The following is a 21,125-nucleotide window of genomic DNA, read 5'->3' on the forward strand; positions in this document are numbered from 1 at the left end:
TCTGCGTTGGAATCCGGACAGCATGGGCAAGCACTACATCGATATCCCCGATTTTCCCTCTTTACCGGCCTCGGTGTACTTCCGCTATGCCGAGTTCGGCCCCGACCGTCATGCGGCAGCCCATTGTCATCCCTGGGGTTCGCTCGACTATGTGTCCCACGGCGTCATCCAGTACGAAGTGGCTGGTCGGCGGTTCATGTCGCCGTCGCGCTATGCGTTGTGGATACCGCCGAACACCGTGCACAGCTCCCACAACGCCCAGGCGATTGTCTACCGCTCGGTGTACCTGGCCGAGGAGCATTGCCGCGACTTGCCCGCCGAGGCGAGCACCCTGTCCATCAGCGATATCCTCAAGTCGATCCTCAATGACTTCGCCCAGCGCGACGTGAAAATCCCCGCCACCCCCGCGGATGTGCGCCTGGCGCAGGTACTGGTGGACCAGGTGCACCAGGCCAGGGTGCGCGACTGTTACCTGCCGTATTCCGACGACCCGGCCCTGCTCAGGGTGCTGGAAGGCTTGCAGCAGGACCCGGCGGACAATCGCCCGCTGGCGCAGTGGGCCGCGCAGTTGCATGTCAGTGAGCGAACCCTGGCCCGGCTGTTCGTCCGCGAGCTGGGGGTCAGCTTCGGTGAGTGGCGCCAGCGCCTGCGCTTTATCGGCGCGCTGCAGGCCTTGGAAACCAGCCGCGGCGTGCAGGAGATCGCCTTTGACCTGGGTTACAGCACCGCCTCGGCGTTTATTGCGATGTTTCAGCGCCAGGCCGGTTGTTCACCGGAGCAGTACCGGCGCCAGGCGCGCCAGGCCTAGCCAGGCCTCGCTGGATGTGTAACAGCGTTTGTCTACACTGAAGGCATGCCGTGCCCTTCGGTACGGTAACAAGGAGAAAACTCCATGAAGATGCTCCGTATCCCATTGTTGTTGATCGGCTTGTTACTTTGCTCGCAGGGGTTTGCGGCGACGGCTCAGCAAAGCAGGATGACCACTTGCAACGCGAACGCCAAGACCCAGAATCTGGCGGGTGATGCACGCAAGGCGTTTATGAGTAATTGCCTGAAAGCCGCTCCGGCAGCTGCGGCGGCAACGCCCGCCGCCACTCCTGCGATGACGCCTGCCGCCACGCCGGCCATGCCCGCGAGCAAGGCGGCTGCCACAACCACGCCGGCCAAGGTGCTGACCCCGCAGCAGCAGAAGATGAAGGACTGCAACGCCAACCGGCCCGAGGGGCTGAAGGGTGATGCGTACAAGACCTACATCAGCACCTGCCTGAAGAAAAAGTAGTTTCGGGCCTGCAAGGCGATTTGAAGTCGAGCGCGCTTGTCATTGTGGCGAGCGGGCTTGCCCGCGTTGGGGCGCGAAGCGGCCCAAAACCCGGCTGATGCGGTTTTTCAGGCAGATCGAGGTGACTGGTTTTACGACTGCTTCGCAGCCGAGCGCGGGCAAGCCCGCTCGCCACAAGACCGTGCTCGGCTTTGGATTTTCGTGGCATTGCGGCAAGCCCCACCTCCGTGAAATTTCATGAAGCCGTGATGCCTGCCTGTCACAACCGTTCATTAAGATGCCAGGCCACCGTCCTTCTGGCGCCTGCCGCTGGTCCTCCCTGGAGAAGGCTGGCAGACTGCCTGTCTTTTCGCGCCGTTCTTTTTGAGGCTGTATGTCAGCGTTTTCCCAGCGTTACGTAGTCCTGGCCAGTTTGATCCTTGTTTTCGGTGGGTTGTTGTTGGCGTTGCCGTTGCGATTGCTGCCCAGTCTGTTGGCCGGTTTGTTGGTTTTCGAGTTGGTCAACATGCTCACGCCCAAGCTTGAACACCTGATTGCCGGGCGGCGTGCGCGTTGGCTGGCGGTGGCGTTGCTGGGCACCTTGATCGTCAGTGTGCTGAGCCTGATCTTTGCCGGCGCCATCAGTTTCCTGCTGCACGAAGCGGAAAACCCCGGGGCGTCCCTCGGCAAATTCATGGTGGTGGTGGACAAGGCGCGTGGGCAGTTGCCGCCGTTTATCGACGCCTATCTGCCGGCCAGTGCGGCCGAATTCCAGGTCGCGATCGGCGAGTGGCTGACCAAGCACCTGAGTGAGTTGCAACTGGTAGGCAAGGACGCGGCGCATATGTTCGTGACCCTGCTGATCGGCATGGTGCTGGGGGCGATCGTGGCCTTGCAGCATGCCTCTGACGTCACCCAGCGCAAACCCCTGGCGGCGGCGCTGTTCGACCGCCTGCGGCTGCTGGTGCAGGCGTTCCGCAATATCGTCTTCGCCCAGATCAAGATCTCGGCGCTGAACACCGCGTTCACCGCGATCTTCCTGGCGGTGATCCTGCCGCTGTGCGGGATCAAGCTGCCGCTGACCAAGACCCTGATCGTCCTGACCTTCCTGCTCGGCCTGTTGCCGGTGATCGGCAACCTGATGTCCAACACCCTGATCACCATCGTCGGCTTGTCGCTGTCGATCTGGGTCGCGGCGGCGGCGTTGGGTTACCTGATGTTTATCCACAAGCTGGAATACTTCCTCAACGCGCGGATCGTCGGTGGGCAGATCAGTGCCAAGTCCTGGGAGTTGCTCATGGCAATGCTGGTGTTCGAGGCCGCATTCGGCCTGCCGGGCGTGGTGGCGGGGCCGATCTATTATGCGTACATCAAGAGTGAGCTGAAGCTGGCGGAGCTGGTCTGACGCGACTGGCGTCACTCCACCAGGACCGGCTTGCTGGCGATGAGGCCCGTGAGCCTTGCATCGCCTGATCGGCCGCTATCGCCAGCAAGCCGGCTCCTACAGGGGGCCGTGTTTGATCCGTGGTCCCGGAAGTGTCAGCCGTAGCGCTTCTTCGCTTCGATTGCCAGGCCGCTGCCGATGCTGCCGAAGATATTGCCTTCCACATGCCGGGCATTGGGCAGCATCGCCGAGACGCTCTGGCGCAGTGCCGGAATGGCGCTCGAACCGCCGGTGAAGAACACCGTATCGACCTGCGCGACACCCACCCCGGCATCATCGAGCAACTGGGTGACGCTGTTACGGATGCGCTCCAGCAGGTTATCGATGGCCGACTCGAACAATGCCCGGCTCAACTCCACGCTCAAACCCGGCTCGATCCGATCCAGCGGCACATGGCGCTGTTCGGCATGGGTCAGCTCGATCTTGGTTTCCTCGATTTCCATCGCCAGCCAGTGGCCGGCGCGCTGTTCGATCAGCTTGAACAGGCGATCGATGCCGCCGGTGTCCTCGATGTCGTAGCGCATGCTGCCCAGGGCCAGATGGGTTTTCTGCGAGTACACCGAGTTGATGGTGTGCCAGGTCGCCAGGTTCATGTGATGGCTGGTGGGCATGTAGGCGCCGCTCTTCATCCGGCTGCCGTAGCCGAACAGCGGCATCACGCCGGCCAGCGAAAGTTGCTTGTCGAAGTCGGTCCCGCCGATGTGCACGCCGCCGGTGGCGAGGATGTCGTCGTGACGGTTGTCCAGGCCCCGGCGCTCCGGCGACAGGCGCACCAGGGAGAAGTCCGAGGTACCACCGCCGATGTCGACGATCAGCACCAGCTCTTCGCGGTCCAGGGTCGACTCATAGTCGAAGGCCGCGGCGATCGGTTCGTACTGGAAGGACACTTCCTTGAAACCGAGCTTCTTCGCCACTTCGGCCAGGGTGTCTTCGGCTTCCTGGTCGGCGGCCGGGTCTTCGTCGACGAAGAACACCGGGCGGCCCAGAACCACCTGCTCGAACTCACGTCCGGCGGTGGTTTCGGCGCGTTGCTTCAACTGGCCGATAAACAGCCCCAGCAGGTCCTTGAATGGCATCGCGGTGCCGAGCACGCTGGTGTCGTGCTTGATCAGCTTGGAGCCCAGCAGGCTCTTGAGCGAGCGCATCAGCCGGCCTTCATAGCCTTCCAGGTACTCGTGCAGGGCCAGCCGGCCATAGACCGGGCGGCGTTCCTCGAAATTGAAAAAGACCACGGAAGGCAGGGTGATCTTGTCGTCTTCCAGCGCGATCAGCGTTTCCATGCCGGGACGTATCCAGCCGACGGTGGAGTTGGAGGTGCCGAAGTCGATACCGCAGGCACGGGCTGGAGAGGCGTTGTTCATGGTGTTCGGGTTCCGGTTGCAAAACGGCCGCGCAGTGTATGTCAGTCGCGCTCGGATTCGAAGGCCGGTTATCCGTTAAATGGCGGTTCTTGCAGGGGGTTGGACTTGAAAGGCGGGCAATCGTCCCCAAACTTGCACTCATTGGTTCGGCCAGTGCCATGTCGATGACAAGAAATTCCAGTGACGGCCGATAAACTTCTGCAGCGCCCCTGAGTCACAGCCTTGAGATCGGTCAATCTTTGTCGCGCCGATGCGCGCATGCTGTGTCTTGCCGAGCGGCGCGATATCGAATAACGGATGGTGATCCTTAGATGGACTTCAAAGACTATTACAAGATCCTGGGTGTGGAGCCGACGGCGGACGACAAGACCATCAAGGCCGCGTACCGCAAGCTGGCGCGCAAGTATCACCCGGATGTCAGCAAGGAAAAGGACGCCGAGTCTAAATTCAAGGACGCGTCGGAAGCCTATGAAGCGCTGAAAAGCGCCGACAAGCGCGCCGAATACGACGACCTGCGCAAATACGGCCAGCACGGCCAGCCGTTCCAGGGCCCGCCGGGTTGGCAGGGCCGTGGCGGCTTTGGCGGCGGCGGCGCGGACACGGGCGACTTCTCGGACTTCTTCAGTTCGATCTTCGGCTCGCGCGGCAACGGTTTTGGCGGTGGACAACCGGGCCGCAGCGCCGGCCGGCGAGGGCAGGACGTGGAACTGGAGCTACCGATCTTCCTGGAAGAAAGCCTCTCCAACGAGTCGAAGAAGGTCAGCTTCCAGATCCCGCAGCACAATGCCGCCGGGCAGCATGTCAGCAACACCAGCAAGAGCCTGAACGTGAAGATTCCGGCCGGTGTCGCCGACGGCGAGCGTATCCGCCTCAAGGGCCAGGGCGCGCCGGGTGTCGGCGGTGGGGCGAATGGCGACCTGTACCTGACGATTCGTTTCGCACCTCACCCCAAGTTCGATGTCGAAGGAGAGAACCTGATCATCACCCTGCCGCTGGCTCCCTGGGAACTGGCGCTGGGGGCGGAGATCGCGGTGCCGACCCTGACCGGCAAGATCAACCTCAAGGTCCCGGCGGGCAGCCAGAACGGCCAGCGCATGCGGGCCAAGGGCCACGGCCTGCTGAACAAGGCCGGGGAGCGCGGTTATCTGTTTGTGCAGCTCAAGGCAGTGATGCCGCGACAGAACGACGATGCCGTCAAGGCGTTGTGGCAGGAATTGGCGAAAAAGGCCGCCTTCGACCCGAGAGAGCAATGGAGTAGCTAAATCATGAGCAGCCCCGTGAGCGTTCAACTGGATATGCAGGCTTTTTGTGAGGAGACCCAATTGCCGGTCGCCTACGTGATCGAAATCGTCGAACACGGCATTCTTGAACCTCTGGGGCGTTCGCCCGAGGCCTGGCGTTTTGGCAACGACGCTGCGGGCATTGCCCGCCGCGCGGTGAAGCTGCACCGGGAGTTGGAGCTGGAGTGGGAAGGCGTCGCCCTGGCGCTGGACCTGCTGGCAGAGGTGCAACTGCTGCGGGCGGAGAACCAGATGCTGCGCCAGCGCCTGGGGCGCTTTGTGCACGAGTGAAGGTGTGGGGGTGAATGGCCGCCTGGGGCGGATCGCCAGCAAGCCGGCTCCCACACAGCCCTGGCCTAGGCCCGCGAGATCCTCGGCAGGACCACGGTAAAACGTGTGCCGTCTTCAGCGCTGGAGCTGACCTCTATCGTGCCCTGATGGGCCGTCACCACTTCCTTGGCGATATACAGCCCCAATCCCAGGCTGGTGGCGGTGCCCGGCTGGCCGATCTCTTCAGTGGCGCCGCGCACCAGCGGATCGAAGATCGTCGCCAGGGATTCCTGCGGGATCGGCGTACCGAAGTTGTGCATGGTCAGGCAGACAGCGTCCGCTCTACCGTCCAGGCTCAGGGTCAGCGGCCGATGGCTGGCACCATGTTGCAGGGCATTGCCGATCAGGTTTTGCAGCAACTGCTCGATGCGTCCGCGATCCCACACCCCGTTGACGTCACCTTCCACCTTCAGCAGCGGCAGGCAATCCGGCTGCCCGGCCCAGGCTTCATTGATGGCGGCCTTCGCCACACGACTCAGGTCCATCGGTGCCGGATCGATGGGCAAGCTGCTGCCCAGGCGGCTGCGGACAAATTCCAGCAGGTCGCTGATCATGCTGCTCATGTGCCGGGTGCCACTTTTGATATTGGCGACATAGACCAGGCCGTCGGCATCGAGGCGGGCCTTGCGCACCAGCATTTCGGTGGACATGCTCACGGCCTGCAAGGGCGCTCGCAGGTCATGGCCGAGAATGGCGAGGAAAATATCCCGTGAACGGTTCACCTGTTCGGCGTAGGCGGCGGTGGATTCGGCCAGGGCTTCGTCGATGGCTTCGTTGAAGCGAATCATGTCCTGGAAATACGCCAGCTCCGGTGAAGCCAGGCTGTTGACCCAACGGCGAATCACACAGGCGCGCAGGTGACGGAATTCCGAGGTCATCTGCACCAGGTCGAAACCGGCGGTGTGCCGCAGTTCGCCATGGCTGGCGGCGGCGATGTCCAGGCTCGGGCTGCTGTCCGGGTTGTCACCCTTGGATTTGGCGGTCTGTTCGCTGGCGCTCTGGGCGGTTTGCATGTCCCGGGCGGCGGCCAGCAGGATCGACTTGGCATGGTCGCGCAAGGCGACGCGGCCCATGGCATCCGCGGCGGGGGTCAGGGTTTTGGCGAACTCTTCCCATTCATCGACGATGACATCGACCTGCTGCACGATAAAGGTTGATAGGTGCATGCTCGTTATCTCGAAGGGTAGGCGCCAGTTTAACGGCTAGCTTAGCGCCTTTCCGTCCCTCTGGCGGGGCGGATTGCAGGCTGCCCGGCTCGTCTATACCTGTCATTTCTGACAGTAGACGGCGTTTCTTCGATGGGCTTAGTGTGAGTTCGTGATGTCTTCATTCAAAACACCGCATCTATAGAGGAGCGGATGTCATGAACAAAGCAGACTTTTTGAGCTACAGCGAAGGCCAGATCAGCCAGGCGGCACTGAGTATTGCTGACGGGAAAAAGGACATGGCCAACGACAATGCCGTCGGCAAATTATTGTTCCTGTGTGCCTTGCATCGTGTGTTGGACGGCAAGCCCCATCCAGGGGACCTGGGCATGATGGACGGGATCAATGATTGCCTGCAGCAGTTGGGGTTGGTCGAGACTTCGAAAACCTTCTTTGCCGCCATTCAATCCTGACGGCCAAGCCATCCGTGGCTGGCCCTGGTGTCAGAAGAGAAAGTAGCGCTGCGCCATCGGCAGCACGTCCGCCGGTTCGCACCACAGCAGTACGCCATCGGCCTTGACCTGGTAGGTCTGCGGATCGACATCGATCTGCGGCAGGTAGTCGTTGTGGATCAGGTCGGTTTTCTGCACATCGCGGCAGCCTTTGACCACGGCGATCTTTTTCTTCAAGCCCAGGCTCTGGGGAATCCCCGCAGCCAGCGCCGCCTGGCTGATAAAGGTCAGGCTGGTGGCGTGCAACGAGCCGCCATAGCTGGCGAACATCGGCCGGTAGTGCACCGGCTGCGGCGTCGGGATCGAGGCGTTGGCGTCGCCCATCAGGCTGGCGGCAATCGCCCCGCCCTTGAGGATCAGCGTCGGCTTGACGCCGAAGAACGCCGGGCGCCAGAGCACCAGGTCGGCCCATTTGCCGACTTCGATCGAGCCCACTTCATGGCTGATGCCGTGGGTGATCGCCGGGTTGATGGTGTATTTGGCGATGTAGCGCTTGACCCGGAAGTTGCTGTTGCCGTCACCGTCGCCCGGCAGCGGCCCGCGTTGTTTCTTCATCTTGTCGGCGGTCTGCCAGGTCCGCGTGATGACTTCGCCGACGCGGCCCATGGCCTGGCTGTCGGAGCTGATCATCGAGAACGCGCCGAGGTCGTGGAGGATGTCCTCGGCGGCGATGGTTTCCCGGCGGATACGGCTCTCGGCGAAGGCCACGTCCTCGGCGATGCTCGGGTCGAGGTGATGGCAGACCATCAGCATGTCGAGGTGTTCGTCGATGGTGTTGCGGGTAAACGGCCGGGTCGGGTTGGTCGAGCTCGGCAGTACGTTGGGGAAGCCGCAGGCCTTGATGATGTCCGGGGCATGGCCGCCGCCCGCGCCTTCGGTGTGATAGGTGTGGATGGTGCGGCCCTTGAAGGCGCCGAGGGTGGTTTCGACAAAGCCGGACTCGTTGAGGGTGTCGGTGTGGATCGCCACCTGCACGTCGTACTGGTCGGCCACGCTCAGGCAGTTGTCGATGGCCGCCGGGGTGGTGCCCCAGTCTTCGTGGAGCTTGAGGCCGATGGCGCCGGCCTCGACCTGCTCGATCAGCGGTTGCGGCAGGCTGGCGTTGCCCTTGCCGGTGAAGCCGATGTTCATCGGGAAGGCGTCGGCGGCCTGGAGCATGCGCGCCAGGTGCCAGGGCCCGGAGGTGCAGGTGGTGGCGTTGGTGCCGGTGGCGGGGCCCGTGCCGCCACCGATCATGGTGGTGACGCCGCTCATCAGCGCTTCTTCGATCTGCTGCGGGCAGATGAAGTGGATATGGGTGTCGATGCCGCCGGCGGTGAGGATCATGCCTTCACCGGCGATGACTTCGGTGCTGGCGCCGATGGCGATGGTCACGTCGGGCTGGATATCCGGGTTGCCGGCCTTGCCGATGGCGGCGATGCGGCCGTCCTTGAGGCCGACGTCGGCCTTGACGATGCCCCAGTGGTCGATGATCAGGGCGTTGGTGATCAGGGTGTCGACGACCTCGGCGGCCAGCAGCTGGCCCTGGCCCATGCCGTCGCGGATCACCTTGCCGCCGCCGAATTTCACTTCTTCACCGTAGGTGGTGAAGTCCTTTTCCACTTCGATCCACAGTTCGGTGTCGGCCAGGCGCACCTTGTCGCCGACGGTGGGGCCGAACATGTCGGCGTAGGCTTGTCTGGAAATCTTCATTGTGGGTCCTTAAAAAGGGCGAACACTCATCCGGCGTCAGGCGAACCGGCGATGGCGAATTTGAGTCCGTCTTCGCGGGCAAGCCCTGCTCCTACAGGGCGGTGTCGAACACAGATTCGGTGTACCACCACAAACCTGTAGGAGCAGGGCTTGCCCGCGAAGGCGTCAGTACAGGCAACCGCTCAATCCAGGTCGCCCATCACCCGTCCGGCAAAGCCGAACACCCGCCGCAACCCCGCCAGCTCCACCAATTCAACGTCCCGGCTCTGCCCCGGTTCGAAGCGCACGGCGGTGCCGGCGGGGATATTCAGGCGCATGCCGCGGCTGGCGGCGCGATCGAAGCTCAAGGCGTCGTTGGTCTCGAAAAAGTGATAGTGCGAACCGACCTGGATCGGTCGGTCACCGCTGTTCGCCACATTCAGGCTGAGGGTGCGGCGACCGACATTGAGTTCGATGTCGCCGGGCTGGATCTGATATTCGCCAGGAATCATTCGGGTTGTCCCAGGGTCTTGAAGTAAATGGCGGTGGCCTTGTAGCGACCATCCGGTGTCGCGCAGTAGTTCGGCAGTTCGCCGACCCGGGTGTAGCCCAGGGCGCTGTAGAAGGCTTCGGCTTCGGAGCCGGCCTCGGTGTCGAGGTGCAGCAGGCCACGCTTGTGCTGTTTCGCCGCCTGCTCCAGGGCCTGGATCAGTTGCTGGCCGAGACCGCGATGACGGGCCTCGCTGTACACCAGCAGTTTCTGGATTTCGGCGCGGTTCAGGCCGTTGGCCTTCTGGCACAGGCTCAGTTGCACACTGGCCAGCACCTGTTCGTCACGCACCACTACCCAGAGCAGCAGACTGCCGTCCTGCAGTGCGGTTTGCACCGTGTCGAAGTAGTCACGGGCCTGGCCGGCGTCGAGGTCGGCCATGAAACCTACGCTGGCGCCGTGCCGAACGGCGTCAAGCAGCAAATCGATCAAACCCTGGCGGTAGTGCGCAAAGCTTTCGTTATTCACACGACGCAGTTGGGCGGCGTTCATGGCGGGTTACTCCTGGTTGACAGCAGGCGGCAGGGCGCCCGGATTCAGAGTCAGTTGCATAAAGGTCAGGTCCAGCCAGCGACCGAATTTCACCCCGACCTGGGGCATCTGCCCGGTGAGGGTGAAACCCTGGCGTTCATGCAGGCGAATGGACGCGGCATTACCACTCTCAATGGCGGCGACCATCACATGTTTGCCACAGCCACGGGCGCGCTCGATCAGCATCGCCATCAGTTGCGGGCCGAGACCATTGCCACGCTGGTCGCTGCGCACGTACACCGAGTGCTCGACGGTGTGGCGGAAGCCCTCGAAGGGCCGCCAGTCGCCGAAGGAGGCATAACCGAGGACGCTGTTGTGGCCGTCGACGATCACCAGGATCGGATAACCCTGGCCCTGGCGGGTGCTGAACCAGGCCTGGCGATTGCCCAGGTCCACCGGCTGTTCGTTCCAGATCGCCGTGGTGTTGAGCACCGCGTCGTTGTAGATGTCGCGAATCGCCGGAAGGTCGGCGTGGACTGCATCGCGGATTACGTAGGACATGCTCGGCCTCAGGCAATGGGTTGATGGACGGTGACCAGCTTGGTGCCATCGGGGAAGGTGGCTTCGACCTGGATCTCCGGGATCATTTCCGGGATGCCTTCCATCACTTGTTCGCGGCTGAGCAGGGTGGTGCCGAAGTGCATCAGCTCGGCCACGGTCTGGCCATCGCGAGCACCTTCCAGCAGGGCCGCCGAGATGTAGGCCATGGCTTCCGGATAGTTGAGTTTCACCCCACGGGCCAGGCGCCGTTCGGCCACCAGACCAGCGGTAAAAATCAGCAGTTTGTCTTTTTCGCGGGGTGTCAGGTCCATGGTTCGGAGTCCGTTGGCAGGCAGTAAAAAAAGGTCGGTATATTCATGTGTTCCAGATCCTCGGCGGCACGGCCTCGCGCCCCAGCAGGGCCGGGCGCAACAGCCGCCACAGTTCGATCAGCCAGGCGCGCGCATGCAGGGCCTCGCCGGCCAGGCAGCGGGCCACCAGCAGGCCGGGCAGTTGGGTGAGGTCGCCGCGCACCCGGGTCGGCACTGAACGGCAGCGTTCGAGCAACTTGCTGTCGATCTCGCCGCTCACCAGCAAGGTGGCGAAGACCGGCTGGCCATCGAGGCCGATGGGCGAATCGAGCAGGCCGTCGCCGCCCTGGATGCGTTGGCGTTCGTGCCAGAGCAGTTGGCCGTCGCGACGGATATCCAGCTGTGACTGGAAATGCCCGCGATCAAAGCGTTCACCGCTGGCGGGGCGCCCGAGGGCGACCATATCCCAGTAGAACAGCCGGGCGTCGCCTTCAAGGTCGATGGTGGTGCGCAGTTCGGCCTGGGCCGCGCTGAAGACGATGGTTTCCTGGGGCAGCCATTCCAGGGTCGCGCCGGCGGCGATCTTCAGGTCCAGGGTCTGGTAGGCCGGCCCGACGGCGCGATACCACTTGGCGGCGCCGGGGCTGGTCAGTTGCGCCCAGGCATCGGCTTCGACACGGGCGCTGATGGCCAGGCGGTCACCGCCGGCAATCCCGCCCGGCGGGTGGACGATGATGTGCTGGCAGACTTGCGGGCCTTCGGCGTACAGGTGTTTCTGCACCCGCAATGGGCCCAGGTGGCGCCGGGTGACCGGGCGCGTGCAATCGCCGAAGCGGGCGTAGCCGAGTTCCAGCTCGGCGTGCCAGCTGGGGGTGAACAGGGCGTGAGTGGCAGTTGAATTCATGGTTTCTAATTATCGTCGTGACGTTACAGGTTAGATCGTAACCAGTCCGCGCACACCTTCGGCTTCCATATTTTCTCCGCGACCTTGCTGGACAATCTCGCCCCGGGACATCACCAGGTACTGATCGGCCAACTCGGCGGCGAAATCGTAGAACTGCTCCACCAGCAGGATCGCCATGTCGCCGCGGGCGGCAAGCTTCCTGATCACTGCGCCGATCTCCTTGATCACCGAGGGCTGGATGCCTTCGGTGGGTTCGTCGAGGATCAGCAGGCGCGGGCGGCTGGCCAGGGCCCGACCGATGGCCAGCTGTTGCTGCTGGCCGCCGGAAAGGTCGCCGCCACGGCGTTGCTTCATTTGCAGCAGGACCGGGAACAGTTCGTAAATGAACGCGGGCACTTCCCTGGCTTCGGCGCCCGGGAAACGCGACAGGCCCATCAGCAGGTTTTCTTCCACGGTCAGGCGGCCGAAGATTTCCCGACCCTGGGGTACGTAGGCGATACCGGCGTGGACCCGTTGGTGCGGTTTGAAATTCGTGATGGTTTTACCTTCCCACTGTACCGCCCCTTCCTTGGCCGGCAGCAGGCCCATCAGGCACTTGAGCAGGGTGGTCTTGCCCACCCCGTTACGGCCCAGCAGGCAGGTGACTTCGCCGACTTTCACGTCAAAGGACAAGCCCCGCAGGATGTGGCTGCCGCCGTAGTACTGGTGCAGTTTGTCGACTTGGAGCATGGTTGTGTTCCTGAATAGGGGGGCTTTCATCGACCGAGGTAGACCTCGATCACCCGCTCGTTTTCCTGCACCTGCTCCAGCGACCCTTCGGCCAGCACGCTGCCCTGGTGCAGCACGGTGACATGGTCGGCAATCGCGCCGACAAAGCCCATGTCGTGCTCCACCACCATCAGCGAATGCTTGCCGGCCAGGCTCTTGAACAGCTCGGCGGTGAACTCGGTCTCGGCATCGGTCATGCCTGCCACCGGCTCGTCGAGCAGCAGCAGTTGCGGGTCCTGTACCAGCAGCATGCCGATCTCCAGGAACTGCTTCTGGCCGTGGGACAACAAACCGGCCGGGCGATTGACCGAACCGGTCAGGCGAATGGTTTCCAGGACCTGGGCAATCCCGTCTTTCTGTTCGCCGCTCAAGCGTGCCCGCAGGCTCGCCCATACCGATTTGTCGGTCTTCTGCGCCAGTTCCAGGTTTTCGAACACCGTCAGGGCCTCGAACACCGTCGGCTTCTGGAACTTGCGGCCGATCCCGGCCTGGGCGATCTGCACTTCGCTCATCGACGACAGGTCGAGGGTTTCGCCGAACCAGGCTTTGCCATGGCTGGGCCGGGTCTTGCCGGTGATCACGTCCATCAGGGTGGTCTTGCCCGCGCCATTGGGGCCGATGATGCAGCGCAGTTCGCCGACGCCGATGTACAGGTTCAGGTTGTTCAGGGCCTTGAAGCCGTCGAAGCTGACGCTGATGTCTTCCAGGGTCAGGATGGTGCCGTGGCGGGTGTCCAGGCCGTCGCCCTTGGCCTGGCCGAGGCCGATGGCGTCGCGGCTGCTGCCGGCATCCTTGTTTGGCTCAAGGATCGGTTCGAGCATGAATTCGGCGGTCGCTGTGACTCTCATTGTTCGCCCCTTTTCTTCAGCAACCCGATCACGCCCTTGGGCAGGTACAGGGTCACGACGATAAACAGTGCGCCGAGGAAGAACAGCCAGTACTCGGGAAAGGCCACGGTGAACCAGCTCTTCATGCCGTTGACCATGCCCGCGCCGAGCAACGGGCCGATCAGGCTGCCGCGCCCGCCGAGGGCCACCCAGACGGCGGCCTCGATGGAGTTGGTCGGTGACATTTCGCTGGGGTTGATGATCCCCACCTGCGGCACATACAGCGCCCCGGCCAGGCCGCACAACACGGCGCTCAAGACCCAGACGAAGAGCTTGAAACCACGGGGATCGTAACCGCAGAACATCAGGCGGTTTTCCGCGTCGCGCAGCGCCGTCAGCACTCGGCCGAACTTGCTTCGGGCCAGGCGCCAGCCGCTGTAGAGGCTGGCGACCAGCAGGACCACGGTGGCGAAGAACAGCACCGCGCGGGTGCCCGGCTCGGTGATGCCGAAACCGAGGATGCTGCGAAAGTTGGTGAAACCGTTATTGCCGCCGAAGCCGGTCTCGTTGCGGAAGAACAGCAGCATCCCGGCGAAGGTCAGGGCCTGGGTCATGATCGAGAAGTACACGCCCTTGATCCGCGAACGGAAGGCGAAGAAGCCGAACACCAGCGCCAGCAGCCCCGGCGCCAGCACCACCAGGCACAGGGCCCAGAGAAAGTGGCTGGTGCCGGTCCAGTACCAGGGCAGTTCGGTCCAGGACAGGAAGGTCATGAACGCCGGCAGCTCGTCGCCGGACGCCTGGCGCATCAGGTACATGCCCATGGCATAGCCGCCGAGGGCGAAGAACAGGCCATGGCCGAGGGACAGCAGGCCGGCGTAACCCCAGACCAGGTCCAGGGCCAGGGCGACGATGGCGTAGCAGAGAATCTTGCCCACCAGCGTCAGGGTGTAGGCCGAGACGTGGAACAGGTTCTCCGGCGGCAGCAGCGACAGCAGCGGCAAGGCCAGCAGCAGCGCCAGCACGATCGCGCCGATGGCAATCGTCAGGCCGGGCCCGACTTTTTGGCTGGCGGTGAGCATCAGGGGCTGGTTCATCAGTCGATCACCCGTCCTTTCAGTGCGAAGAGTCCTTGCGGGCGTTTCTGGATAAACAGAATGATCAGCGCGAGGATCAGGATCTTGCCCAGCACCGCACCGATCTGCGGCTCGAGGATCTTGTTGGCGATGCCCAGGCCGAAGGCGGCCATGACGCTACCGGCCAACTGGCCGACCCCGCCGAGCACCACCACCAGGAAGGAGTCGATGATGTAGCTCTGGCCCAGGTCCGGACCGACGTTGCCGATCTGGCTCAGGGCGACACCGCCGAGGCCGGCGATGCCGGAGCCGAGGCCGAAGGCGAGCATGTCCACCCGTCCGGTGGGCACGCCGCAGCAGGCGGCCATGTTGCGGTTCTGGGTGACGGCACGGACATTCAGGCCCAGGCGGGTCTTGTTCAGCAGCAGCCAGGTGAGGACCACCACGAACAGCGCGAAGGCGATGATCACCAGGCGGTTGTAGGGCAGGACCAGGTTGGGCAGCACCTGGATACCGCCGGAGAGCCAGGCCGGGTTGGCCACCTCGACGTTCTGGGCGCCGAACACCAGGCGGACCAACTGGATCAGCATCAGGCTGATACCCCAGGTGGCGAGCAGGGTTTCCAGTGGGCGCCCGTAGAGATGGCGGATGATCGTGCGTTCCAGGACCATGCCGATCCCGGCGGTGACGAAGAACGCCACCGGCAGGGCCACCAGCGGGTAGAACTCGATGGCCTGGGGCAGGAAGCGCTGGAACAGCAACTGCACGACGTAGGTGGCATAGGCGCCGAGCATGAGCATTTCGCCGTGGGCCATGTTGATCACCCCGAGCAGGCCGAAGGTGATCGCCAGGCCGAGGGCCGCCAGCAGCAGGATCGAACCCAGGGACAGGCCGCTGAAGGCCTGGCCGAGCCATTCGCCGATCATCAGCTTGCGTTTGACTTGCGCCAGGCTGGTTTCGGCGGCGGTGTGCACGCCGGCATCGGCCTCGACCCCGGGTTGCAGCAGGCCTTCGAGGCGGGTGCGGGCCAGTGGGTCGCCACTGTCACCGAGCAGGCGCACGGCGGCAAGGCGGACGGCTGGATCGCCGTCGACCAGTTGCAGATTGGCCAGGGCCAGGCTCAGGGCGGCGTGGACATCGGCGTTGGTTTCGCCGGCCAGTTGCTGGTCGAGGAATTTCAGTTGTGCCGGCTTGGCGCTTTTTTGCAGTTGCTGGGCGGCGGCCAGGCGCACCTTGGCATCGGCGGCGAGCAGTTGCTGGGCGGCGACGGCGGTGTCGATCAGGCCGCGCAGGCGGTTGTTCAGGCGCAGGGTCTTGGTTTCGCCATTGAGGGTCAACTGGCCGCTTTGCAGGGCGTTGATCAGCTCGATGCGCGCCGGCTCCGGGTGCGCGGCCCAGGTTTCCAGCAGGGCGGCCTGTTGGCTGGAGTCGGCGGCGACGAAGTCTTCGGCGTCCCCGGCGTGAGCGGCCATCGGCAACAGCAGTGCGAGGGCGAGGAAAAGGCGGTAAAGGGCAGTGGACATATCATCGGCCTTGCATAAGACCTTGTAGGAGCCGGCTTGCTGGCGATGGTGGCCGGAGGGGCGATGCAGGGCTTGCGGGCCTCATCGCCAGCAAGCCGGCTCCTACAGGGGGATTGGGTCGGCCCGCGAATACCTGCCGGGCCGACCGTCAGCGGTGACTCAGTTGCTCTTCACCGCATAATCCGGCTTCTTGTCGTTACCCGGGATAAACGGGCTCCACGGCTGGGCACGGATTGGTTCCTTGGTCTGCCAGACCACGTTGAACTGCCCGTCGGCCTGGATCTCGCCGATCATCACCGGCTTGTGCAGGTGGTGGTTGGTCTTGTCCATGGTCAGGGTGAAGCCCGATGGTGCAGCGAAGGTCTGGCCGGCCATGGCTTCACGAACCTTGTCGACGTCGGTGGACTTGGCTTTCTCCGCCGCCTGGGCCCACATGTGGATGCCGACGTAGGTGGCCTCCATCGGGTCGTTGGTTACAGCCTTGTCGGCGCCCGGGAGGTTTTTCTTCTTGGCGTAGGCTTTCCAGTCGGCGACGAATTTCTTGTTCACCGGGTTATCCACCGACTCGAAGTAGTTCCACGCCGCGAGATTGCCCACCAATGGTTTGGTGTCGATGCCGCGCAGTTCTTCTTCGCCCACGGAGAAGGCCACCACCGGTACGTCGGTGGCTTTCAGGCCCTGGTTGGCCAGTTCCTTGTAGAACGGCACGTTGGAGTCGCCGTTGACGGTGGAAATGACGGCGGTCTTGCCGCCGGCGGAGAACTTCTTGATGTTGGCGACGATGGTCTGGTAGTCGGCGTGGCCGAACGGGGTGTAGACCTCTTCGATGTCCTTGTCCGCGACACCCTTGGAGTGCAGGAACGAGCGCAGGATCTTGTTGGTGGTGCGTGGGTAGACGTAGTCGGTGCCCAGCAGGAAGAAGCGCTTGGCCGCGCCGCCGTCTTCGCTCATCAGGTATTCCACCGCCGGGATCGCCTGCTGGTTCGGCGCGGCACCGGTGTAGAACACGTTCGGCGACATTTCCTCGCCTTCATACTGCACCGGGTAGAACAGCAGGCCGTTGAGTTCCTCGAACACCGGCAGTACCGATTTGCGCGACACCGACGTCCAGCAACCGAACACCACGGCGACCTTGTCCTGGGTCAGCAACTGCCGGCTTTTTTCGGCGAACAGCGGCCAGTTGGACGCCGGGTCGACCACCACCGGTTCGAGCATCTTGCCGTTGACCCCGCCCTTGGCGTTGATCTCGTCGATGGTCATCAGCGCCATGTCTTTGAGCGAGGTTTCGGAGATTGCCATGGTGCCGGACAGCGAGTGCAGGATGCCGACCTTGATGGTCTCGGCGGCCTGGACGGTCCAGGTCATGCCCATGGCGGCAATGGATGCCGTCAGTGTGAAAGCCTTGATCAAGCTACGACGCTTCATTGGTGCGATCTCCAGATGTTCAAAGTTTTTTTGGTTGGCAGATGCAGACACTGAAGAGGCTTTTGCAAAGGCTGTGCCTAGTCGGGGAAAGGCAGGAAACCGTCGTGTTTGAGCGGCGCTGGTCTGAACAGTCGCACCATGCGGGGGCGACATGGGCGTTGCGGTGCGCGGTCGGCGCCAGATTGGTGCTGGCACCGCCATTGCGCGCCGGGCTCTTGGGGTTGTTCAACTTTTTACGCAGACTTCCGTGCCATGGCCACCGTCTTGGTATTCTGGAGCGTAATAATATTTGGTAAAAGATATTTTCCCTTCGGCATCTGACTGGATAGGGGCGATGCCGACACCATAGTCTTTAAGCGTCGGGTCCTTATGTGCGAAATACATCGCCAGTGAGTTCGAGTTCGCGGCCGCGAAACCATCGTACTCGGAGTTGTCGGCCAGCGTCAGTTTGAAGGTGTAGGCACCGTGTTCCCCAGTACTTTGTCCGCTGTCCAGTTTCATTTCGACTGTTCCTGTGAACTCGCCGATGTGACTGTCATTGCCCTTGCAAGTGTAATGGCCGCTGTAGTCTGTTCCCGTGAAAGAGGCGAGAGCGGGTTGTGCGAAGGCGTGAAGCGAAACGAATGCGAGGGTGGCGATGATTTTATTGAACATGCTAACTCTCCCTTGAGTTGTAGTCCTTAAGAGTTTTTTTGTAAGAGATTTGCTGTATTGATACAGGCTCGACACGTTTTTAATGTGTTGGTTGCGTAGGAAAGTATGGCTTTTAATGCGGGGTGTATTAAAAGAAATCAAGACAATTGTTTTCAAGCCTTGAGTGATAGGGAGTGTCTCGCGATAGATGAAGCAGCAGGTTCCCTTGAAACAGTTTGATTCAAGGGGCTCGCCCTGAGTGTTTTGAGCGAGCCGGTGTGCCGGGTTTTATTTCTTGCGCATCAAACCGATAAAAAACAACCCGCCAATGGCCGCCGTGGCCACTCCGATCGGCAGATCTTCCGGAGCGATCAGGGTACGTGCCGCGACATCGACCCAGACCAGGAACAGGCTTCCCAGCAGCGCCGATACCGGCAGCAGGCGCCGGTGTTCCGCGCCCACCAGGTAGCGGGCGATATGCGGCACCATCAGGCCGACAAAACCGATGGAGCCGCTGATGGAAACCAGCACGCCGGTCATCAGCGAAGCGATCAGGAACACCTTCAGGCGCACATTGCGCGCACTCAGGCCGAGGGTCACGGCAGTCTGTTCGCCGGCCATCAGGGCATTCAACGGCCGGGCCATGCTCACCAGCAGCACCAGCCCCAACAGCACGCTCGCCGCCGGTATCGGCAGCAGCTCCCAACGGGCCAGGCCGAGGCCGCCGAGCATCCAGAACAACACCGCGGAGCTGGCCCGGTGGTCGCCGAGAAACAGCAGCAGGTTGGCCAGCGCCATCATCACGAAGGACACCGCGACCCCGCACAGCAGCAGCCGGTCACTGTCCAGCCGACCGTTGCGACTGGCGATGGCGAGCACCGCCAGCATGCTGGCCAGGGCGCCGATAAAGGCGGCGATGGGCAAGGTCAGCAGGCCGACGATTTCGCCCACATGCAGGACCACGATCACCGCGCCGAGGGTCGCCCCGGAAGTCACCCCGAGCAGGTGCGGGTCGGCCAGGGGATTGCGCGTGACCGCCTGCAAGACTGCGCCGATCAGCGCCAACCCGGCGCCCACCAGCACGCCGAGGAACATGCGCGGCACGCGGATCAGCCAGACGATATGCTCCTGCCCGGCGCTCCAGTTCACCTCGCCCAGGCCCAGCGCCTTGTAAGAGAGAATCCGCCACACGACATCCACCGGCACCCGCGCCGGGCCGAAGCCCAGGGAGAGGACGCAGGACAGCAGCAACAAGGCGCCGAGGGCGGCCAGCAGCGAGCCATAGCGGCGGTTCATCATTGTGGGTGGAAGGCCTTGGCGAGGGTTTCGATGGCCTTGACGTTATCGATGCCTGGCGTGGCCTCGACATACGGAATGACCACGAAGCGCTTGTTGCGGATAGCGTCCACCGACTGCAGCGCCGGGTTGGTCTCCAGGAAGTGTTGCTTCTGTTCTGCGGTGACTTCGCTGTAGTCGACGATCACGATCACCTGGGGATTCTTCTCCACCACGCTTTCCCAGTTGACCCGGGTCCAGCTGGCATCGACGTCGTCGAGGATATTGCGTCCGCCGGCGGCTTCGATCAGCGCCTGGGGCATGGCCAGGCGGCCGGAGGTCATGGCGCGGTCTTCGCCGCTGTCATAGAGGAACACCCGTGGACGGTCGGCCGGCAGGGTTTTCTGCACCGTGGCCACTCGCGCCTGCATCTCGCTGATCAGGGTGTTGGCACGGTCCTGAACATCGAAGATCCTGCCCAGGTTGCGCAGGTCGTTGTAGGTGTCGTCGAGGCTGGCGCCCGCGCGCTTCATCACGAAGGCGCAGGACTCGGTCAGCTCGTAGACGTTGATGCCCAGGGGCGTCAGCGTCGCCGGGGTGAGGGCACCGCCGACCGTCATGCCGTAATCCCAGCCGGCGAAGAAGAAGTCGACGTTGGCATTGAGCAGGGTTTCCACCGACGGGTACTTGGCCGCCAGTTCCGGCAGGCCGTCGAGGGTCTTGGCCATTTCCGGGGTGACCGATTTCCAGCCGCTGATCCCGCTGTAGCCGGCCATGCGTGGCTTGAGGCCGAGGGCGAGCATCATCTGGGTCATGTTGATGTCATGGCTGACCGCGTGCTTGGGCGCTTCCTTGAAGGTCACTTCGCGGTTGCAGCTCTGGACCGTCAACGGGTAATGCGTCGACTCGGCCAGGGCGGCCATGGACGTGAACAGTGAACCGAGGCAAAGCGCCAGGTGCCGTAGCTTCATGGTTGGGTTATCCAGGTGATTCGCGGGTAGCCGGAGAGTGGGTGGGTATCGATCAGCGCTTCGACGCCAAAGACTTCGCGCAGCAACTCGACGGTCAGGACCTCGGCGGGTGTGCCGCTGGCGACGATGCGCCCGTGCTGGAGCACATACAGCCGGTCGCAGAAGGCTGCGGCCAGGTTGAGGTCGTGGATGCTCGCCAGGGTGCCGATCTTCAACTGTCTGACCAGGCGCAACAGCTCCAGCTGGAAGCGTGGGTCGAGGTGGTTGGTCGGTTCGTCGAGGATCAGCAGTTGTGGTTGCTGGGCCAGCGCACGGGCGAGGATCACGCGTTGCTTTTCGCCGCCGGAGAGGGTGGCGAAGGCGTGATCTTCGAAGCCCTGCATGCCTACTGATTCAATGGATTGGCGAATCAGTTGGCGGTCGGCCTCGGTGTCGCCGTCGAAGAGTTTCTTGTGCGGGGTGCGGCCCATGGCGACCACTTCGTCAACGGTCAGGCCAAAGGCATCGGGGAATTCCTGGAGCACCACGGCGATGCGCTGGGCGCACCAGCGTGGCGATTGTTTCCAGACGTTCTGGTGTTCGAGCAGGACCTCGCCGTGTTCCGGCTGGCTGAAGCGATAGGCGCAACGCAGCAGGCTGGTCTTGCCACTGCCATTGGGACCGATCAGGCCGACGAACTCACCGGCCGCCACCCGCAGGTTGGCATCACGCAGTTGGAACTGGTGTTGGCAGCGGTCATGGCCGGGAGGTGCCCAGGCGAGATCGGTGAGGGTCAGCGAGGTCATTCGTTACTCATTCTCGGGAAATACACACAAACCCCTTGTAGGAGCCAGCAAGCCGGCTCCTACAG

Annotated in this window: 23 protein-coding genes; 6 read left to right on the forward strand and 17 right to left on the reverse strand. The window is 62.9% G+C overall.

Annotated elements, in window-relative coordinates:
- The first annotated feature begins 22 nt into the window (after positions 1-22).
- The 3 genes from CWE01_RS30200 to CWE01_RS30210 all read left to right on the forward strand — a co-directional run bounded on the left by CWE01_RS30200 (position 23) and on the right by CWE01_RS30210 (position 2,663).
- On the forward strand, positions 23-808 hold the full coding sequence (locus CWE01_RS30200) for a helix-turn-helix transcriptional regulator (protein WP_100944240.1): 786 nt from the start codon (positions 23-25) through the stop codon (positions 806-808).
- An 84-nt stretch (positions 809-892) separates the two neighbouring features.
- Positions 893-1,279, forward strand: coding sequence for a PsiF family protein (locus CWE01_RS30205; protein WP_100944241.1), 387 nt, complete (start codon positions 893-895; stop codon positions 1,277-1,279).
- Between the two features lie 373 nt (positions 1,280-1,652).
- A complete protein-coding gene (locus CWE01_RS30210) occupies positions 1,653-2,663 on the forward strand; it encodes an AI-2E family transporter (RefSeq protein WP_100944242.1) in 1,011 nt (336 codons plus the stop codon).
- A gap of 134 nt (positions 2,664-2,797) precedes the next feature.
- On the opposite strand, the gene CWE01_RS30215 is transcribed toward CWE01_RS30210, so the two are convergent.
- Entirely contained in the window at positions 2,798-4,063 is a 1,266-nt protein-coding gene (locus CWE01_RS30215) for an Hsp70 family protein (protein WP_100944243.1), read from the reverse strand.
- Positions 4,064-4,374: 311 nt separating this feature from the next.
- Between CWE01_RS30215 and CWE01_RS30220 the strand changes: the two genes are divergently transcribed.
- Positions 4,375-5,325, forward strand: a complete 951-nt coding sequence (locus CWE01_RS30220; protein WP_100944244.1) for a DnaJ C-terminal domain-containing protein — start codon at positions 4,375-4,377, stop codon at positions 5,323-5,325.
- Positions 5,326-5,328: 3 nt separating this feature from the next.
- On the forward strand, positions 5,329-5,634 hold the full coding sequence (locus tag CWE01_RS30225) for a chaperone modulator CbpM (protein ID WP_100944245.1): 306 nt from the start codon (positions 5,329-5,331) through the stop codon (positions 5,632-5,634).
- A 65-nt stretch (positions 5,635-5,699) separates the two neighbouring features.
- Here CWE01_RS30225 and CWE01_RS30230 read toward each other — a convergent pair whose 3' ends face one another.
- Positions 5,700-6,839 carry a sensor histidine kinase KdpD gene (locus CWE01_RS30230; RefSeq protein WP_100944246.1) on the reverse strand — a complete coding sequence of 380 codons (1,140 nt, stop codon included), beginning with the start codon at positions 6,837-6,839 and terminating at the stop codon, positions 5,700-5,702.
- A 197-nt stretch (positions 6,840-7,036) separates the two neighbouring features.
- On the opposite strand from CWE01_RS30230, the gene CWE01_RS30235 reads away from it, so the two are divergent.
- Entirely contained in the window at positions 7,037-7,291 is a 255-nt protein-coding gene (locus CWE01_RS30235) for a hypothetical protein (protein WP_100944247.1), read from the forward strand.
- 30 nt (positions 7,292-7,321) lie between these two features.
- Here the strand turns inward: CWE01_RS30235 and ureC are convergent, their stop codons facing one another.
- The 15 genes from ureC to CWE01_RS30315 form a co-directional block, all read right to left on the reverse strand.
- The gene (ureC, locus tag CWE01_RS30240; RefSeq protein ID WP_100944248.1) at positions 7,322-9,022 is read right to left on the reverse strand and encodes an urease subunit alpha; all 1,701 of its coding nucleotides are present in this window, start codon (positions 9,020-9,022) and stop codon (positions 7,322-7,324) included.
- A 182-nt stretch (positions 9,023-9,204) separates the two neighbouring features.
- Positions 9,205-9,513: an urease subunit beta gene (locus CWE01_RS30245; protein WP_100944249.1), complete on the reverse strand. Its 309-nt coding sequence runs from the start codon at positions 9,511-9,513 to the stop codon at positions 9,205-9,207.
- A complete protein-coding gene (locus CWE01_RS30250) occupies positions 9,510-10,043 on the reverse strand; it encodes a GNAT family N-acetyltransferase (protein ID WP_100944250.1) in 534 nt (177 codons plus the stop codon). Before CWE01_RS30250 ends, CWE01_RS30245 begins: the two co-directional genes overlap by 4 nt.
- 6 nt (positions 10,044-10,049) lie before the next feature.
- Complete coding sequence (locus CWE01_RS30255) at positions 10,050-10,583, reverse strand: GNAT family N-acetyltransferase (protein ID WP_100944251.1); 534 nt, start codon at positions 10,581-10,583, stop codon at positions 10,050-10,052.
- An 8-nt stretch (positions 10,584-10,591) separates the two neighbouring features.
- Positions 10,592-10,894: an urease subunit gamma gene (gene ureA, locus CWE01_RS30260; RefSeq protein ID WP_007907366.1), complete on the reverse strand. Its 303-nt coding sequence runs from the start codon at positions 10,892-10,894 to the stop codon at positions 10,592-10,594.
- A gap of 43 nt (positions 10,895-10,937) precedes the next feature.
- Positions 10,938-11,777: an urease accessory protein UreD gene (locus CWE01_RS30265; RefSeq protein ID WP_100944252.1), complete on the reverse strand. Its 840-nt coding sequence runs from the start codon at positions 11,775-11,777 to the stop codon at positions 10,938-10,940.
- 30 nt (positions 11,778-11,807) lie between these two features.
- A complete protein-coding gene (urtE, locus tag CWE01_RS30270; protein ID WP_100944253.1) occupies positions 11,808-12,506 on the reverse strand; it encodes an urea ABC transporter ATP-binding subunit UrtE in 699 nt (232 codons plus the stop codon).
- Positions 12,507-12,532: 26 nt separating this feature from the next.
- On the reverse strand, positions 12,533-13,393 hold the full coding sequence (gene urtD, locus CWE01_RS30275) for an urea ABC transporter ATP-binding protein UrtD (RefSeq protein WP_100944254.1): 861 nt from the start codon (positions 13,391-13,393) through the stop codon (positions 12,533-12,535).
- A complete protein-coding gene (gene urtC, locus CWE01_RS30280; RefSeq protein ID WP_100944255.1) occupies positions 13,390-14,469 on the reverse strand; it encodes an urea ABC transporter permease subunit UrtC in 1,080 nt (359 codons plus the stop codon). The genes urtD and urtC overlap by 4 nt, the downstream gene beginning before the upstream one ends.
- A complete protein-coding gene (gene urtB / locus CWE01_RS30285) occupies positions 14,469-15,971 on the reverse strand; it encodes an urea ABC transporter permease subunit UrtB (protein WP_100944256.1) in 1,503 nt (500 codons plus the stop codon). The genes urtC and urtB overlap by 1 nt, the downstream gene beginning before the upstream one ends.
- A 159-nt stretch (positions 15,972-16,130) precedes the next feature.
- A complete protein-coding gene (gene urtA, locus CWE01_RS30295; RefSeq protein WP_100944258.1) occupies positions 16,131-17,396 on the reverse strand; it encodes an urea ABC transporter substrate-binding protein in 1,266 nt (421 codons plus the stop codon).
- Positions 17,397-17,621: 225 nt separating this feature from the next.
- Positions 17,622-18,050 (reverse strand): hypothetical protein, encoded by a 429-nt coding sequence (locus tag CWE01_RS30300; RefSeq protein WP_100944259.1) that lies wholly within the window; start codon positions 18,048-18,050, stop codon positions 17,622-17,624.
- A gap of 267 nt (positions 18,051-18,317) precedes the next feature.
- A complete protein-coding gene (locus tag CWE01_RS30305; RefSeq protein WP_100944260.1) occupies positions 18,318-19,328 on the reverse strand; it encodes an iron ABC transporter permease in 1,011 nt (336 codons plus the stop codon).
- Complete coding sequence (locus CWE01_RS30310) at positions 19,325-20,275, reverse strand: ABC transporter substrate-binding protein (protein WP_100944261.1); 951 nt, start codon at positions 20,273-20,275, stop codon at positions 19,325-19,327. The genes CWE01_RS30305 and CWE01_RS30310 overlap by 4 nt, the downstream gene beginning before the upstream one ends.
- Positions 20,272-21,060, reverse strand: a complete 789-nt coding sequence (locus CWE01_RS30315) for an ABC transporter ATP-binding protein (protein WP_100944262.1) — start codon at positions 21,058-21,060, stop codon at positions 20,272-20,274. The genes CWE01_RS30310 and CWE01_RS30315 overlap by 4 nt, the downstream gene beginning before the upstream one ends.
- Positions 21,061-21,125 lie beyond the last annotated feature (65 nt).

Source organism: Pseudomonas sp. QS1027 (genome assembly GCF_002814235.1).
GTDB lineage: Bacteria > Pseudomonadota > Gammaproteobacteria > Pseudomonadales > Pseudomonadaceae > Aquipseudomonas.

Coding starts and splice junctions, on each gene's coding strand:
- CWE01_RS30310 (WP_100944261.1), bottom strand. CDS start 20,275: ATGAAGCTACGGCACCTGGCGCTTTGCCTCGGTTCACTGTTCACGTCC.
- CWE01_RS30210 (WP_100944242.1), top strand. CDS start 1,653: ATGTCAGCGTTTTCCCAGCGTTACGTAGTCCTGGCCAGTTTGATCCTT.
- CWE01_RS30300 (WP_100944259.1), bottom strand. CDS start 18,050: ATGTTCAATAAAATCATCGCCACCCTCGCATTCGTTTCGCTTCACGCC.
- CWE01_RS30235 (WP_100944247.1), top strand. CDS start 7,037: ATGAACAAAGCAGACTTTTTGAGCTACAGCGAAGGCCAGATCAGCCAG.
- urtB (WP_100944256.1), bottom strand. CDS start 15,971: ATGTCCACTGCCCTTTACCGCCTTTTCCTCGCCCTCGCACTGCTGTTG.
- CWE01_RS30220 (WP_100944244.1), top strand. CDS start 4,375: ATGGACTTCAAAGACTATTACAAGATCCTGGGTGTGGAGCCGACGGCG.
- CWE01_RS30305 (WP_100944260.1), bottom strand. CDS start 19,328: ATGATGAACCGCCGCTATGGCTCGCTGCTGGCCGCCCTCGGCGCCTTG.
- CWE01_RS30200 (WP_100944240.1), top strand. CDS start 23: ATGGGCAAGCACTACATCGATATCCCCGATTTTCCCTCTTTACCGGCC.
- CWE01_RS30265 (WP_100944252.1), bottom strand. CDS start 11,777: ATGAATTCAACTGCCACTCACGCCCTGTTCACCCCCAGCTGGCACGCC.
- CWE01_RS30230 (WP_100944246.1), bottom strand. CDS start 6,839: ATGCACCTATCAACCTTTATCGTGCAGCAGGTCGATGTCATCGTCGAT.
- ureC (WP_100944248.1), bottom strand. CDS start 9,022: ATGAAGATTTCCAGACAAGCCTACGCCGACATGTTCGGCCCCACCGTC.
- urtA (WP_100944258.1), bottom strand. CDS start 17,396: ATGAAGCGTCGTAGCTTGATCAAGGCTTTCACACTGACGGCATCCATT.
- urtC (WP_100944255.1), bottom strand. CDS start 14,469: ATGAACCAGCCCCTGATGCTCACCGCCAGCCAAAAAGTCGGGCCCGGC.
- CWE01_RS30245 (WP_100944249.1), bottom strand. CDS start 9,513: ATGATTCCTGGCGAATATCAGATCCAGCCCGGCGACATCGAACTCAAT.
- CWE01_RS30315 (WP_100944262.1), bottom strand. CDS start 21,060: ATGACCTCGCTGACCCTCACCGATCTCGCCTGGGCACCTCCCGGCCAT.
- CWE01_RS30215 (WP_100944243.1), bottom strand. CDS start 4,063: ATGAACAACGCCTCTCCAGCCCGTGCCTGCGGTATCGACTTCGGCACC.
- CWE01_RS30205 (WP_100944241.1), top strand. CDS start 893: ATGAAGATGCTCCGTATCCCATTGTTGTTGATCGGCTTGTTACTTTGC.
- CWE01_RS30255 (WP_100944251.1), bottom strand. CDS start 10,583: ATGTCCTACGTAATCCGCGATGCAGTCCACGCCGACCTTCCGGCGATT.
- urtD (WP_100944254.1), bottom strand. CDS start 13,393: ATGAGAGTCACAGCGACCGCCGAATTCATGCTCGAACCGATCCTTGAG.
- CWE01_RS30250 (WP_100944250.1), bottom strand. CDS start 10,043: ATGAACGCCGCCCAACTGCGTCGTGTGAATAACGAAAGCTTTGCGCAC.
- ureA (WP_007907366.1), bottom strand. CDS start 10,894: ATGGACCTGACACCCCGCGAAAAAGACAAACTGCTGATTTTTACCGCT.
- CWE01_RS30225 (WP_100944245.1), top strand. CDS start 5,329: ATGAGCAGCCCCGTGAGCGTTCAACTGGATATGCAGGCTTTTTGTGAG.
- urtE (WP_100944253.1), bottom strand. CDS start 12,506: ATGCTCCAAGTCGACAAACTGCACCAGTACTACGGCGGCAGCCACATC.